Below are 16,257 nucleotides of genomic sequence, written 5' to 3'. Positions count from 1 at the left end.
ATTTGCAAACAAATTTACCTATCCAAAACTGTCTCCCATTCTTTTATATTTTTCTCGACTTCAAAGAAACTTTTCCTTAGCGAAACCATCTTTCTATAATTTTCTAGCTTCTCTTTATCCATTATTAGTTCTTCAATAGCATTTTGAATATCTGAACTTTCATGTCCAATTAGCATACCGTACTTTCCGTTTTCAAGTAATTCTATAGGTCCCGTACATCTTGTGGAAATAACTGGTATACCTAATATTAAACTTTCTGCCACTGTCAAACTAAAAGATTCATGTCTTGATGAGCATACATAAACGTCTGCTTGAATCAATATTGAATATGGATTCTTCACATACCCAAGCAAATGTACATTATCTTTTAAGCCCAACTTTTCAATTCGATTTGATAACGCTTCATAATCTTCCCCCATTCCGATTATATATAACTCACAATTTTTATTTTCTTTAATTATTGGTTCTACAGCATCAATTAAAATATCAAAGCCTTTCTGATTGGTCAATCTACCTATGCTTACAATATTAAATTTGTCCTTATTTAAATAAACTTCTGGTTTTTCTTTTGCCTTATTTTCTATTTCTTTAACAGGCACAATATTATAGCAAACCTTTGTTTTTTCGTTAAATCCAAACTTGTTATTAAATTTTTTTGCACAATCTTTTGACACACATACAAACTCATCTACATCCTTAAAATATGCCTGTCCTTCTTCTCTTGTAAGACTTGGTACATAATTTTTGTCTAATTCCACATCCATATGTATCCATGAAATTCTTCTTGCCGTCTTTGACTTTTGTATTATTTTTGTTGGAAAACTATACCCACAGCCTATCTCTATATCATATTTGTCACCTATTACTAATTTATGTAACAATTTCAAAGGTATTGACTCATATAATCTTCTCAATCTCCAATAATATTTAAAATTATCTTCAGGCCCAACCGGCAAAATTTGCTTATTGTGTATATGTTTGCCTAATTCTTTTTGATATCTACCGTCTGGCTCCAATTGTATAACCGTTATGTCATATTTATCACTAGACAAATTGTTTACCAAATCTAGTGTAGCTTTTTCTGTTCCCCCATTATTCATAGAATCACAATAAAAAAGTATTTTCTTTCTTTTCATAGAATCTGTCACCTCATAAAACAATAAGAATCTTCGAATTTTAACCTATTGTTTTTTTTAAAAACAATCCAAAATAATTTCTGGAATCATACTCTAGATTACTCTGTACAGTTTCTCTTGCACATTCTCCCATTTTCTTAGCTTTTGCCTCATTTATCATCATTTTGTTCATCTCGTCTGTTAAGTTATTGACAATATCTTTTTCTTTATTAACAATAACTGCACATTTGTCATTAACAATTTCGGGCAAGCCTCCAGAATTAGTAACAATCAAAGGAAGTCCTGATGCCATTCCTTCCAAAGCCACCACTCCAAATGGTTCTTCCCAAATAGAAGGCACCACTAAACAATCTGCAATTTGATACATTAAAGGCATTTTGTCTGGATTAACAAAACCAGTAAATATAATTTTGTTTCTAACCTTTTCTGCTTCTTTCTGTACTTTGCAAGTATATTCATCCTTAACATTTTCTTCGCCAAACCATGATTTGCCAACAACTAACAGTTTTGTATCTTCTCTATTTATTTTCTTAAAAGCTTTTACTAATTCCAAGACTCCTTTATAAATATCTATTCTTCCACTATATATAAAAACAAAGTCCTTGCTACTAATTCCATATTCCGCTCTCATATATTGTTTTTCCTTATGGGATATCTTAACCAAATATCTTTTAAAATCTATACAATTATATAATACATCTACATTTTTTGATCCTGTTATTTTTATAAAATCATTCTTTGTATAATTACTAACTGCTAATACTTTTCTTGCTGTTTTTCCAATTAATTTTGCGATGATTATATGATTTGGGTCATCACCAATGTTATTGTGTAAAACGTAAATCAAATTATTTTTATTGGCTGTTTTTTCATAGATGTCCCTGTACGCCATAGTATTATTATGTATTACTATATAATCATAGCTTTCCTTTTTTAGTAACTTAATAAGTTCTCTGGAAAAAGAAGTTCTCCATTTTTTTATTTTAAATAAAGCATACAGACTATTAACTATTTTATTTTTTATCCTTGTAAATGTTTTTATATTTACTACTTTAATATTTGTATTTCTATAGCCTCTTTTTTGGATATTTTCATCATCAATTGTGTAACAATCTATCGTGCATTTATTTTCTATTTCATTTTCCTTTAGTAATTCTTCTATTAAGACCTCAACAGCTCCACCTTTTACGGCCGGAACAGGCAAATACCCAGGAGTAATCATTGCTATCTTCATCTATTTCTCCAACTATTCTCTATGTATATGATTTTTAATTTTCTCAATCCACAAATAAACATACAACTTTATCCATTTTCTTTGAAAATACATTTTAGATATTCTGTCGTTATTTGAATATTTCTCTATTTCTTTAAAATTCCATTTTCTAAAATTTGCTGCGTTTACTTTAAAGTTAGAATACTTATTATTAATGTCAAATAGTCTCTTAGCCGTCAAAGACAATTCGCTAAGCATCTCCACACTATATTTTTCTAAACAATTATACTTTGTTATTAAGGAATAAATCTCATACGGTACTTTCTGAATCTCATCTACTTTATTTTTTAATGACTGTAATGCTGATGTACTATTTACTCTGTAATAATACAATTCGTCTTTTATTATTTTTACTCTATTACAATTCAACAAATATTCTAAATTGAAAACCAAATCTTCTGCGAACTGTAGATTTTGAAAATAAATGTTACTATTTTCTATTATTTCTCTTTTATAAATTCCACGCCATATTGATGAATAGTATCTGCCTCCACCAAACATATTACTGATTATCTTAGATACTTCATCACTCTGATATACTTTGTATTCTAATATACCTTCGCATGGAATCTCTTCTCCATCTCTTACAGTTATATAATTACAGAACACAGCTTGTGACTTGGATTCTTCAATATTTTTCAGCAGACATCCCACCATATCTTTTTTAATCCAATCATCACTATCTACAAACATGATATATGGACTGTTAGAATTTTTGATTCCCTGATTTCTAGCATTAGATACACCAATATTTTCTATGTGAAACACTCGTATTCTAGAATCTTTTTTTGCCCATTCTTCACACATTCTGCCTGATGAATCCGTAGAATCGTCGTCTATTAAAAGAATTTCAATATCTTCTTCAGTTTGCTTTGTTATGCTTTCAACACACTTATCTAAATACTTTTCTGCATTGTAAACAGGTACTATTATGCTTACTTTCATTTTAACTCTCCGAATTGCGGTCAATTATTTTGCAAAATTCTTCATAATATTTTTGCAAATTATATTCTTTTGCTTTCTTATAGCCATTTTCAGCTATTTTATTACTAAGCTTTTTGTTTTCTATTATTTTTATAATATTTTCTTCTAATTCTTTCTCTAATCTTTCATCTTTATTACACAAAATGCTACTGTTCTTATCTGTATATTCAACTATTCCTCCTGAATAAGTTGTTATAACAGGTATTTTACATGCCATAGCTTCTATAATTGTTAATTCTGCTGGTTCTTCCCATATTGCTGGAAAAACAGCGACATCAGCAACATTGTAAACATTCCCTAGTTCTTTATATTTTATATAGCTTGTAAATTTAACTTTATCGCCTAATTTTTTTATTTTAGCAATAACATCAGATGTATAACTATCTATATTATTTGTTCCTGACTTTGAACTCCCAACAATAATTGTTTTTATATTTGAATATTTCTTATTAAGATTTTCAACCACATTAAGTAATTGCATTACTCCTTTTTCTCTAGAAATTCTTCCTGCAAATAATATAGCAAATTCATCTTGTCCGATTCCATATTTTGCTCTATATTTATTTTTTTCTTCAAAAGACAAAGGTCTAAATATTTCTAGATTAGTACAATTTTTTAATACTCTTATTTTAGAACTCGATACATTTTCTAGCTCTAACACTCTATGCTTAATGTAATTACTTACTGTAATGATTCCTGCCGATTTGTTTACTGCATTTTTAATTAAATTTACATATCTATTATCCAACTCTGTGTTTATAAAATCATTATGTAAATGAAGCCAAACTTTCTTATCATATTTTTTTGTATAAGAAATAAACGGCTGTATTGTATTTTCCAAAATTATTTCATCCACATTACTCTTATCTATCAGTTTAATTATTTTCTTAAAATCAATTGGTTCCGGATATGTTTTTATTCCATATATTTTTCTATTATAAAAACGCTTTATTTTACTCAACAAATTATCTTGTTTATGTGGGACAAACATGAATTGACTATACTTATATTTTTTTTGTGCTTGTACAGCTTGTTTATCTAATACACTATAAACAATAAATTTATATTTCTGTTGTTTTTCATTTTCGTCTAAAAGTTGCTGAACTAAAGTCTCAGCTCCACCACCCTTCACTGCCGGTAATGGCAATATACCGTTTGTCACAATTGCAATCTTCTTCATATTATCTTACCCTTTTTGCAAACTCATCATAATAATTGATTTTCCAAAACTCTCTTGTTCTTTCCAATTTCTCCCTAGCATTTCTAACTAATTTTTCTGCTATTTGTACTTCTTTAATTTTCAACATAGCACATTCTAATTCATCAATAATATTTTCTCTATCTATTAAAATAGCTGTATCGGCATTTAATACCTCCACTAAACCTCCAGACTTGGTAGATATAATTGGTACTCTCATTACCATCCCTTCAAGAGCCACCATACCAAAAGCTTCCTGACACAGTGTAGGTATTACTAAAACGTCAGCCAAGCCATATATTTCCGGCATATCCTCTGGATATACATAACCTGTAAAGATAATTTTGTCCTTTATTTCTTCTGATTCTTCAATTAAAGAATTAAAATATTCATCTTTATCAATTTGATTATACCATCTGCTACCTACAACCATTAACTTAGCATTTGGCACCTTAGCTAACACCTTTTTAAAAGCTCTAATTAATTCCAACACTCCTTTTTCGGGACAAACTCTTCCTGTATACATGTACACGAAATCATTATTATTGATTTTATATTTTTCCTTCAACTCCGCTGTTTTCTTAAGTTTGTCTGGATTAAAAACTGCTAAATCCACACAATTATAAAAAACTTCTGTTTTGTCATTTGGTGCAACCTGATTAAAATGCTTTTTTAAATAATCACTTACAGTCAGTATTTTCTCTGCCTTATCTGCAATAAATCTACATAGGTATTCAGGTTTTGTAGTTCCATCTATGTCATTATGCATATGATAAATCATGTGATTTTTCCCATGTTTCGCATGATTATATATATCTTCAAACACCTGCATATTGTTCTCTACCAAAATAATGTCATAATTATCCCGAAAGTATTTATGTATCAATTCCTGGTTATATGGTATAAAACGATACTTAAACTTAAACAACTTCAAAAAAGCATTTCTTGCTTTACACCAAAACCACCTAATTGGATTAATATGTACTTGAATTATTTCTGCATTCTTGTATTTAATTTTGTTAAGCTTTGGAGATTCTATTGTATATATATCCATAAAAAAATCTCCAGCTATTTCGTTCCCATTTATCAGCTCTGTCGTAAGCACTTCGCCTGCTCCACCATCTACCGCTGGAACAGGTACAAAGCCTGCTGAAATCACTGCCATACGTTTCATATCAATATCCTTTTTATTCAACGTTAATTACAATACCTTCTGGCATCTGTTGTATCTTGTATTTAGTTATTCCAATTTTCTTTAAGATTTCCTCTAATTCCATATTTTGTGCATATTCGTTATCTATATATATAATTTCAGGATAAATATTTCTCTCTTTAAAATAATTACAATATATGTAATCATAAACCAAGCAAATTTATTATATGAATAATCTAATGCAACAACATTTAATACTATTTTTCTAATATCTAACTGTATTTTTCCAAAAGCTGAGTCAAGTGCAATAATTATAATTGTTATAAAAGCATATTGAATCCATATATTATATATTCTTTTTAATGAATCCTTTATCGAATAACTTCTCTTTTGTTGAGAAAAAAACATTCCATAACCGGATAAAAATAAAAACATTGCTACACATATATTTCCTACTGAGCCAATTAACTATGGAATATCATTTACGTTTGGTAATTTTATAAATGCAGTATATTTTCCATGATTCATCCAATATAAATGATCATATAACATCAACAATATTGCTACACCTTTTGCAACCTATGTATGTTCTTTTGTAAACTTATATTTATTTTCCATCTGTTCCCTTTCTCTTCCAATCTCCCAACTTCACATACCAATAAAAGTATCCGCTTCTTCCACTCTTAATACTTTTATACATCTGCTGCAAATATCTTGGATTATCTTCATCTAAATATAATTCTTCCTGATGACTGCATCTTTCCATTATTTTCTTAACCAGCTTTTTCTTTTCTCTTCCTGACAAATCATCATTCCAAATAATATTTTTTGTAATCGCATCCGCCATATAATGAAGTACAACCATATTAAAAACTTTCTTTTTTACTTCATTATTTTTTATTTCTGTATCAAATATTTTTTCTACGAAATATTCAATTCCATTTAATCTTGCCAGATTAGAATTATGAAGTAAGCTTGTACTTCGTTGCAAATATTCATATCCAACGTAATCTATGTAAGTAATTTTTTTCCAATAATTAAGAAGTTCCAAGTTATAAATTAAATCTTCTCTATCAATTACTTTTGCGTCTCCAAGAATCTTTGACTCATCTATTACTGATTTACGATAAAGTTTATTCCATGCATAACCAAAAGACATTTCTCGAATCGAATCATATAGTTTTCCAAGCATTTGCTCATTTGTGTATGTTGCCTTTTTCCATTTACATGTTTCGATAATATTTCCTATTTCATCTATCTTTTCATAGCCAAAAATCACAACGTCTGAGTTCTCTTTTCCAATTGCTTCAACGCAGTTCTTTACAACATCTTTCTTCACAATGTCGTCGCTATCTATATACATAAGATATGTTCCTGTTGCTTCCAGATATCCTGTATTTCGTGCTGCTGCAAGTCCTCCATTTTGCTTATGAATAACCTTAATTCTTTCATCTGTCTTTTCAATTTCATCACATATATTTCCACTATTGTCTATTGAACCATCATCAACTAATATGATTTCAAGATTTTCATAAGTTTGATTTCTGACTGACTCTATGCAATTTTTCAAATATTTTTCAACATTGTATATAGGTAATATAACCGAAACCTTTTCCATTTTTTCTCCACTAATCTAATCATTTGTCAACAATTGTGTAAACAGTTCACTCCACTGTTCAACAATTTCTTCTAAGTTAAACTTTTCTGTTCCAACCAACGCATTTTCAGAAAATAATTTTCTCTTATTTTCATTTTCTATAAGTTCATTAATTTTCCCTGCCATTTGTTCTATATCAAAACAATCTACCAGATAACCATTGATTCCATCTGCAATTATCTCCTTTGGACCAGCAGGACAATTAAAACTAATACATGGTAGCCCCTGCGTCTTAGCTTCAGTAAGAACAAGTCCGAAACCTTCATAGCGTGATGTTAAAACATACATTGCAGCTTTCCTATAGTATTCATTTATGTCATCTACGTGTTCTTTCAGAATAATATTTTTTTGCAATTTATATTTTTCTATTTTCTGTTGCAAATCATATTTATCTTCGCCATCACCAATAATAAGCCATTTCCAATCAGAATGTTTACTGAACACTTGATTTGCAACATCTATTAGAATGTCAAACCCTTTTTGTTCTGTATATCTGCCAACACTAATTATTGTTTTGCTGTCCATATTGTAACTTGTAGTGTTAACATTGCCAGGCATCGGATTATGAATTCTCACTAATTTCGTTTTCACGTCAGTCTCTTTTTCATAAAAATGTTTATCTTCATCTGTAAGAACTACAATGGCATCTGCTTTTTTCGCTGCCATTTTTCTTGTTAGTTTTCTGTAGTTCACATAAGGATTAACATAGTAGTTAAACTGCTCCCATGACACTAACTTACACTTGTTTTTCTTTAATGCTGGTATTGAATACAAATCAAGTATTCCATCTATATCTACCAACACATCTATTTGATTGTTCTCTACATATTTTCTAACAGCTTTTACATAAGTTAATATTCTTTTCCCACTGATATGGTCTGAGAACAATGTATCTCTTTTTATGCCCTGTTCTAAATGAAAGAATGTTTTCTTCTTATCTTCCCATAAGCTAACAATGCTTATTTCAAACTGTCCTTTTTTATGTAATTCATTTGCTATAACTGTTCCAACTCTTTCAGTTCCACCACTTCTTGTAATGTCTCCTGAAAAAAAACAAATCTTTTTCATTTTATCTCCGTTTTTTATATCTGCTTCTATACTATAAAACTAGCTAATTTCCATAATTTATAATTATATGTTTCAAAGGCATCTTGAATATCTTTGTTAATAATTCTTCCTTTTACTTCATATTCACTTGGTTTAATGTTATTAATTAATTCACATGCCAAAACAAAAACATCCTCTATTACTTTGTCGTCAAGGTTTGATACTCTTCTGTACAGTAATGATGATAAATGTCCAAAAGCTAAATTGTACAAAACCTTATCATTTTTTATGTTATTATTTTCAGCCTGTTTAATTGCATCTTCCATTACCCAATAGTGATCTAAAGTCTTAATTGAATTGCGTGCATTTCTAATTATACCACTGTAATTAATTCTATAGTCATATACTATATCTGACAAAACCACCATTTTACAAGACATTCTAAATAGTACATTGCAAATTATTGTGTCCTCATACCATTTGCCCATAGGGAATCTAATATTATTGAACATTTCCCGTTTGAAGATTTTCCCCCAGGCATACCCATGATTGCACACTGCCTGTCCCGGATTATTTTCTATTATTTTAGGTTCATTTAAACATTTTTGTTTGTGATTAATATCCATAAACATTGCATAACTTCCCACAACAACATCTGCCTTGTTATTAATTAATGCATCCATCATGATTTCAATGGAACCATCTTCTAACAAGTCATCTGAATCCATAAATGTTATGTATTTTCCAACAGCATTGTTAATTCCTGTATTTCTTGCGCCTGACAACCCTTGATTCTTTTGCTCTATATATTTTATTTTGTCAGATTCTATGCTCTGAATTATTTTCTTTGTATTATCTGTTGCTCCATCATTAACAATTATTAACTCATAATTGTATTTTGTCTTTTGATTCAAAACAGAATCTATTGCTTCCTTTATATACTTTTCTACATTATATGCCGGCATAATAATCGACAAATCTACATGCTCATTTGTTGGAAGATTAATTATTTCCGATTCCATATTTTCAATAGGATACTCTCTAAGTAATTCTTCCCTTACTTTTGAAGCATCATAGATTTTCTTTTTTCTGCTCTTTACAAAATTTCTCGCCACCATATAATAAGCCATCAGTAACGCATAGCCCACTTCCGACAGCACTTTTGCAATTGCATGATTTTTAAATATCCTTGAGAAAGTGTTATACATCCTCTGTTTCATAAATAACCACCCTTTTTTTCTTTGGTTTTTCTTCTAAATTTTCTTCCAAATTTTTGTACGAATTACTCTTGTATGCCAAAAGCTGTAATATTGGGAATGTTGCAGCCTCATGTCTTACCCACGAACCGAAGTCCGGTTCAAAAACTACTGAGCCAAAGAAGTAGGCACTATAACACGCCACAACAACAATCATGTTGTCATCCAAACTTTTAATATTCTTAATCGCCTTAAAGTAGTAATACAATATAAAAAACTGAAAAACTACAAAGGGCAAGTAAAATATTCCCTTAAACGCCAATTCTATTGGCACCATCATACGCACCGCATTAATTACATAATCATACATAAAGATTCCTAAGTTACCATTAACTTTTATTGGATTCTCAATACTTGTACTTGCGCCTTCATTCGTTTCCGTTGTGCCATCTCTTGAATTTAATGCACTTATGTAATCATCATGTGCTACAAACTGACTTGCATAGAAGAATGCGAACACAGCCACAAAACACATAACCACTATAATCACTATATGTTTTCGTTTGATTTTTTCTCTCTGTCTAAGCCATACAAAAATCAGATACATGAATATTGTCATTGCCGCCATAATTATGTAATAAGACCTATAGAATGTACTCTCCCAATAAAACACTAACGCACAACCTATTACCTTAAGCAATGTGTTTTTTAAAGGCGACTGAATAATCAAATACACCAAAAAGAAGAAACAAATCTGAATTGTCTCTTTAGTAATACTGAACACATATATATTTAATAGTCCTACAATCATCAACGAAAAAAAACATTCTCTCATTTCCATTTCTTTTGTTCTGGAAATTATAATCATGGCTATTGGTGTGAGAATTATTCCAAGTCCTATGCTCCATTGTGTTAACGTTGTCCAATTAAAGAAATTTATTGCCTTATAAAAATCTACTGTGCTTTGATATCCTCCCCAATTGGTCATTCCTTTACCACCTGTAAGCATAGTAAGTAGTCTCCAACTATCAAAGTAATATTTATCCGGAAGCATATACAAGTGAATAAATTTTGCAAGTATTGCTACCAAAGGTATTAATAACAATGTTGTATCTCTATTCTTTTGTCTAATTCTCTGATAACTTAAATCCATTCTCCTCCAACGCTTTCCTATAAAACTCTTCCAACCATACTGCCTGTGCCTTAATGTCAAACCCGGCATCTACAATTTGGCTGTAAGTATCTTTTTTCTCAAAATTGTTTGTTTGATTTATTACAACATCCGCCCACTTTTCAGGTGTTTCGTCTAAGGTTACCACTGTCACATTACCTGTAATGTCACATTCCACCGGCACCCTGTCTGATATTACGCAAGGCAAACCTGCTGCCTGTGCTTCCACCATTGTTACCGGCAAGCCTTCAAACAACGATGGCAAAAGGAATACATCAAATGTCTGCACTACTTTTTCCACGTCGTCCCTTACACCAAGGAATTTCACTGAATCTGTCAGCCCCAGTTTGGCTACCTTTTCCTTAATGTGATTTTTTAGAACGTCATCTGTCTCGCCACCACCTACTAGTACCAGCGCTGTGTCTGGTTCTTTTTTGTGAATGGCGTCAAATATATCTATTAAAAATTCATGATTCTTCTGTGGGAAAAATCTTCCCACGTGACCAATTACTTTCTTATTTGTAAGTCCAAGCTGTTTTCTCATATCATCCTGAACAGCTTCATTGTATCTATATGCATTAGCATCTATGGCATTTTTCATAATGATAACTTTATCCCGGTTCTTTTTGCCATAAAGCCAGTCCCCTGCTTCCTCTCCGCAGGCAAACATGTGCGTATTGTAGTATTTCAGCAGGAATCTAAAATAATATCTTACAAGAAGTTTCAGATTAATTCCCAGCGGTCTGTTGTGAGAATGGGATATTCTAACAAGCACACCCATTTTCTTCGCCACTTTAAGTGGTAGGTAACTTCTCTCTTCTAAATTACTATGTATAATTTTGTATTCAGGATGTTCTTGTAAAAACTCCTTAACTTCTTTTTTATACTGATGAAATTTGCCGGGATACATTGGACACATATGGTATACCCTGCCACCAAGGCTTTCAATTTCATCTTCGTAAGCAGCCCGATAATCCCTGTTTGTAAGGAAATCAAACTTCACTACGTCTCTATTTATATTTCTCATATAATTCATAATCATGGCTTCTGCACCACCACGATCCATTACCGTATCCAAAACAAGAACATGAATTGCTTTCATATTATCTTCCTTTAACGTAATTTGTATTATAGTTAATTTCTAACAGTTCAAAATACTTATTTTCATATTTCTGATGATAATGTTGATTAATATATCCGTCATAAGCATTTATACTATCCCTGGTAATGACAATGTACTGAGCCTTTAACGACTTAATCATTTTCTCAAACTCTAATGTCATTTCACTATCATGACTACACTGCCAATCTTGTAATATACAATATTTATAACATGGCTTTATATCCGATATAATGTAGAACTTAGCTAAAACATTATATGCAATAACTCTGTCTAACTTATCACCTGGAATTTTTTCCTTTAAATCATTAACATATTTTGCATAATCTTGTTCTTCATTTTTTGTGACAAGATTACAACTATCAGCTAAAACACTCACATTTTTTCCTATCACTATGCACGAGCTTATAATAAGGAAAAGCATTAAAACATATCTATACGTTCTATATTTTATCGATTTCAAGTCAACTATACATACACCAATACATAATAATGGTAACCATATTATAAGATAGTGTCGATATGGTTGCCCACTTATTTGTAATGCTATCGCAAATACACTCATAACAACCATACATATAGATAATATATTTTTTGTCTTCAACTTATTCTTTTTGAAACAGCTTACTAAAAATACTGTAAAAATTGGGATTAAATAAACTATTGTCTTAATTTGTTCCTTTAACAGATATTTTTCATTTGTGCTTGCTTTTGCATATCTAAAATTAAATATAAATGTTGCATAGATTGCATCCTTCAGAGCACCTTTTGCAATAAAATATATAACAAATGGTGTAATGCTAACCAGTATTCCTAACGCAAACCAAAGAATATTTTTTAAAATAATATCATACCTTTTTTCAAATAATACATATACAAATAATACCAGTATTATCGCACATAACGGCAAAGCATTTGTAATTCTAGTTAAAGCACATACAGTAAATGTAATACCATAAAAAAAGGCATACCCTAAATTGTGCTCCACATTTTTCTTATTTTTTCTATTCGAATATTTTACAAAAAAGAATGTACTCCACATCAAAAATGGAAGACAATATTCTTCAGTAAAATTTCCTCCCTGATAATATATATTTAATACAAATAAGCTTACAATTGTAAAAATACAAGACTTGTTCTCATTAAAATATAATTTAAAAATGTTATATTCCGCCATTAATGTTGCTGCAATAAATAATAATTCTATAACAAATAATCCCACTTTATAATTGGGTAACAAAAATGCCAAATATTCTACTAATATAATAAACGGACCTTTATGATCAAAGAACTCCTTATATGGAACCATTCCATCTTTTGTAAGTTTACCTAACATAACAAAAATATCCGAATCATCCCCATAAGTTTTCAATATCATGGAAGATGCACGAGAGCATATTAATAAAAACACTGATGTTGCTATAAGAATCTTTATTATTAGCCAAGCCCCTTGTTTTTCTTTTGCGATATATCTATTCACTATGTTTCTCCTCTTATGCAACTACTTCACTACACTTCCGCTCTCAACGTTTTCTCTCACCACAACTCCTGCGCCTATTGTGCAGTTGTCGCCAATATGTACGCCTTTGGTTATCACCACGTTAGTTCCAATCCAGCAATGCTTTCCGATAACAGTCTCCTTGCAGGTATAACCCTGACTTTTTATGGACTGTCCCACGTCTTTCACCACATGATTGTGGTCATACACGTGACTGTTTGAACCAAAGATGGTTCCATCCCCTATTTTTATGAACTCTAATGCATTCAACGAGCAACCATTATTAAAGAAACAATTCTCTCCAATTTCAACAGTGCCACCATTCTCAATTGCTACGTGAAACTCATTGCGCCACGTAGTCCCTTTTCCGATTTTTAGTTTTTTGCCATATATTAATTTGTATGTTATCTTCTTTATATTCGCCTTAAAATGGCACCACATTTTTATAAGCTTCATGGTTCCTCCATCTTCATGCATTGTAAATTCTGTGTCCTATCTATAACTTTTATTTTCACAGGTTTAGTTTAAATATTTTCTCGCTATTGATAAATAGTTTTTAAATACTTTTCGAAACACCAATATAGAACTCTTCTAAATCTTTCGCCTTTTCCTTTACATCAAACCCGGCTATCTTTACTTTTCTGTTCATTTCCTCAGCATCAAGTTCAGTATTTGTAAATGAAATTATTCGATTAGCCCAGTCTGCAGCATCACTTTCTAAAGCTTCATACTGAATTTCATCGGTAATGTTTACCTTGTAGTCTATTCTGTCTGAGGCAATACATCTGACACCTGCTGCCTGTGCTTCCACCAAAGTCACCGGAAAGCCTTCGCTTGTTGACGGCATCACTAAAACATCCATCACCTGCAAAAGTTCTTCTATGTTATCTCTAACTCCAAGAAACTTAACCTTATTTTCCAAGCCCTGTTCCTTGATTTTTTTCATTATTTCGTTTTTATACTTTTGCTCCGCTTTTGGTTTTCCGCCACCTATTAACAAAAGTTTGCTGTTTGGTCTTTGGTTATTAACATTTCTGAATATATCTATTAAAAATTGTTGATTCTTTTGTTTAACAAATCTGCCTATGTGACCAACTACCAGTGTTTTTTCATCTATTTTTAGCTGCTGTCTCAACTTCTTACCTGTCTTCTCATTTGCCTTGAACTTTTCAGTATCAATTGCATTGTTCATAATAGTTATATTTTTCATATTGTTGCCAAATAGCCACTTAGCAGTTTTTTCTGAACAGGCAAAGCCATGAGTGTACAGCCCCTTCAATCTATTTCTCATATAGAGTCTCGCCCACTGCTTTGGTCCCTTGTCATTTGGTATTGAATGAGCGTGAACGATTCTCACTGGAACACCCATTTTTTTTGCTATTTTCATTGGGAAATAGCTTCTCTCTTCTAAATGTGAATGTATAATCGTATACTCCCTATGTTCCGTCAGAAATTTTCTGAATTCTCTTTTGAATCTGCCTATATTCTTTAGAAAAATTGGATTTAAATGGTATACATTGCTTCCCATTTGTTTAATCTCGTCCTCATAATCTGACTTATATTTTCTAATCACTAAAAAGTCCATTTGAACTTTTTCTCTATCTATATTTCGCAAATAATTCATTACCATTGTTTCTGCGCCGCCTCTGTCCATGGCTGTAATCAGAACCAATACTTTTACTTTCCTCATTTTAATATCCCCCATTATAAACCTGTTTATATTTTTTGCACAAAATATCTGTGTTAAAACTCTCTTTTATATTTTTTTTGGCTTCTTTTATAATATTGTCCTGAGCATAATTCCTACACGCTTCAATAGCGTTCACAAACTCATCCACCGTATTACACATATAACCGTTTACCTTGTTTTTTATCACATCGCAGTTACCTGTAACGTTTGAAACCACACATGGTTTCTCCATGTACATTGCCTCCAGCAAAGCTATTGGCAAGCCTTCCCATCTTGACGGTAGCAGAAAAACATCTCCGGCATTTGCCACATCATATCTACAGTCGCCATCTGCCCAGCCTGTAACAAAAATGTTAGGTGCCGTCAGTTTATCTTCTAATTCACCTGCACCAATCCACACGAATCTAATATCCGGAAGCCTTTTAGCAATTTCATTAAACATTTCTGGATTTTTTTGGTATGTAACTCTTCCCAAGGTATAAACTGTGTATTGATGATTTTTCCCTATCAATGGCAAAGTTTCAAGTATTCTGTCCATTTTCGACATATTGATGCCATTACTAATGTATGTTGATTCTTTACAAACTGTAAGTCCCTGCTTCCATTCACTTTCACCGCAGGCAATGGTAATGCAATTTGACTTTGCACCACATATTTTTTCTATTAACTTGTATAATTTTTTTTTATTTTTTGAGACGCCTTCCATTAAAAAGCTATATCCATGAGGTGTATATAAAACTTTTTCGCATTTTCCTGGGAACATAAATCTACCTATAGCTCCGGCTTTTGAAGAATGAGTATGAATTATATCCGGTTGAACATCTTTTACGATTTTTCTTAATTCAAGATACGCCTTCAAATCTTTCATTGGATTAAGATTTCTTGTAAAATTCTTTACTTCCACAAGCTGTATTCTATTGTCAAAAAAATCTGCATAATTCTTTGGTGTTTCTTCACGCATTCCAAAAGCAATGGTAATATCAAAATCGTTACACAACCCGTTTGCAAGTTCTACTATAAATGTAAAGACTCCGCCTCCCATTGCTTCTACCATATGCAGCACTTTCTTTTTTTCTTTTGCCATAATCTTCTCCGTATGCTGTACTAGACTTTCCTTTCAATTTGCCTTATGAA

The 16,257-nt window shown here is 31.2% G+C and carries 15 protein-coding genes; all 15 read right to left on the bottom strand.

The features are described 5' to 3' along the window. Positions 1-14: 14 nt before the first annotated feature. The 15 genes from DWZ69_RS00890 to DWZ69_RS00820 all read right to left on the bottom strand — a co-directional run bounded on the left by DWZ69_RS00890 (position 15) and on the right by DWZ69_RS00820 (position 16,207). Positions 15-1,136, bottom strand: coding sequence for a glycosyltransferase (locus DWZ69_RS00890; protein ID WP_118435666.1), 1,122 nt, complete (start codon positions 1,134-1,136; stop codon positions 15-17). A gap of 40 nt (positions 1,137-1,176) precedes the next feature. Further along, positions 1,177-2,370: a glycosyltransferase family 4 protein gene (locus DWZ69_RS00885; protein ID WP_118435664.1), complete on the bottom strand. Its 1,194-nt coding sequence runs from the start codon at positions 2,368-2,370 to the stop codon at positions 1,177-1,179. Between the two features lie 12 nt (positions 2,371-2,382). Continuing rightward, positions 2,383-3,354 carry a glycosyltransferase gene (locus DWZ69_RS00880; RefSeq protein ID WP_118435662.1) on the bottom strand — a complete coding sequence of 324 codons (972 nt, stop codon included), beginning with the start codon at positions 3,352-3,354 and terminating at the stop codon, positions 2,383-2,385. Between the two features lies 1 nt (position 3,355). Then, entirely contained in the window at positions 3,356-4,573 is a 1,218-nt protein-coding gene (locus DWZ69_RS00875) for a glycosyltransferase family 4 protein (RefSeq protein ID WP_118435661.1), read from the bottom strand. Between the two features lies 1 nt (position 4,574). Then, positions 4,575-5,765: a glycosyltransferase family 4 protein gene (locus DWZ69_RS00870; protein ID WP_158573334.1), complete on the bottom strand. Its 1,191-nt coding sequence runs from the start codon at positions 5,763-5,765 to the stop codon at positions 4,575-4,577. Between the two features lie 123 nt (positions 5,766-5,888). Further along, positions 5,889-6,191 (bottom strand): hypothetical protein, encoded by a 303-nt coding sequence (locus DWZ69_RS00865; RefSeq protein WP_347497425.1) that lies wholly within the window; start codon positions 6,189-6,191, stop codon positions 5,889-5,891. 160 nt (positions 6,192-6,351) lie between these two features. Beyond that, positions 6,352-7,362, bottom strand: coding sequence for a glycosyltransferase family 2 protein (locus DWZ69_RS00860; RefSeq protein WP_118435657.1), 1,011 nt, complete (start codon positions 7,360-7,362; stop codon positions 6,352-6,354). 15 nt (positions 7,363-7,377) lie between these two features. Further along, positions 7,378-8,469, bottom strand: a complete 1,092-nt coding sequence (locus DWZ69_RS00855) for a glycosyltransferase family 4 protein (protein ID WP_118435655.1) — start codon at positions 8,467-8,469, stop codon at positions 7,378-7,380. A gap of 26 nt (positions 8,470-8,495) precedes the next feature. Beyond that, entirely contained in the window at positions 8,496-9,668 is a 1,173-nt protein-coding gene (locus DWZ69_RS00850) for a glycosyltransferase family 2 protein (protein WP_118435653.1), read from the bottom strand. Continuing rightward, positions 9,649-10,797, bottom strand: coding sequence for a hypothetical protein (locus DWZ69_RS00845; RefSeq protein ID WP_118435651.1), 1,149 nt, complete (start codon positions 10,795-10,797; stop codon positions 9,649-9,651). The genes DWZ69_RS00850 and DWZ69_RS00845 overlap by 20 nt, the downstream gene beginning before the upstream one ends. Next, positions 10,772-11,917 (bottom strand): glycosyltransferase family 1 protein, encoded by a 1,146-nt coding sequence (locus DWZ69_RS00840; RefSeq protein WP_118435649.1) that lies wholly within the window; start codon positions 11,915-11,917, stop codon positions 10,772-10,774. Before DWZ69_RS00840 ends, DWZ69_RS00845 begins: the two co-directional genes overlap by 26 nt. Position 11,918: 1 nt before the next feature. Next, positions 11,919-13,415: a hypothetical protein gene (locus DWZ69_RS00835; RefSeq protein WP_118435646.1), complete on the bottom strand. Its 1,497-nt coding sequence runs from the start codon at positions 13,413-13,415 to the stop codon at positions 11,919-11,921. A gap of 21 nt (positions 13,416-13,436) precedes the next feature. Beyond that, positions 13,437-13,889: an acyltransferase gene (locus tag DWZ69_RS00830; RefSeq protein WP_199640853.1), complete on the bottom strand. Its 453-nt coding sequence runs from the start codon at positions 13,887-13,889 to the stop codon at positions 13,437-13,439. Between the two features lie 100 nt (positions 13,890-13,989). Then, the gene (locus DWZ69_RS00825; protein WP_158573333.1) at positions 13,990-15,123 is read right to left on the bottom strand and encodes a glycosyltransferase; all 1,134 of its coding nucleotides are present in this window, start codon (positions 15,121-15,123) and stop codon (positions 13,990-13,992) included. Between the two features lies 1 nt (position 15,124). Then, on the bottom strand, positions 15,125-16,207 hold the full coding sequence (locus DWZ69_RS00820) for a glycosyltransferase (protein ID WP_118435640.1): 1,083 nt from the start codon (positions 16,205-16,207) through the stop codon (positions 15,125-15,127). Between the last annotated feature and the right edge of the window lie 50 nt (positions 16,208-16,257).

The sequence above is a fragment of the Eubacterium sp. AF34-35BH genome (genome assembly GCF_003477765.1).
In the GTDB taxonomy this organism is placed as follows: domain Bacteria; phylum Bacillota; class Clostridia; order Lachnospirales; family Lachnospiraceae; genus Eubacterium_G.
The sequence above is the reverse complement of the archived record's forward strand: the minus strand, read 5'-3'. Positions and strand labels throughout refer to the sequence as shown.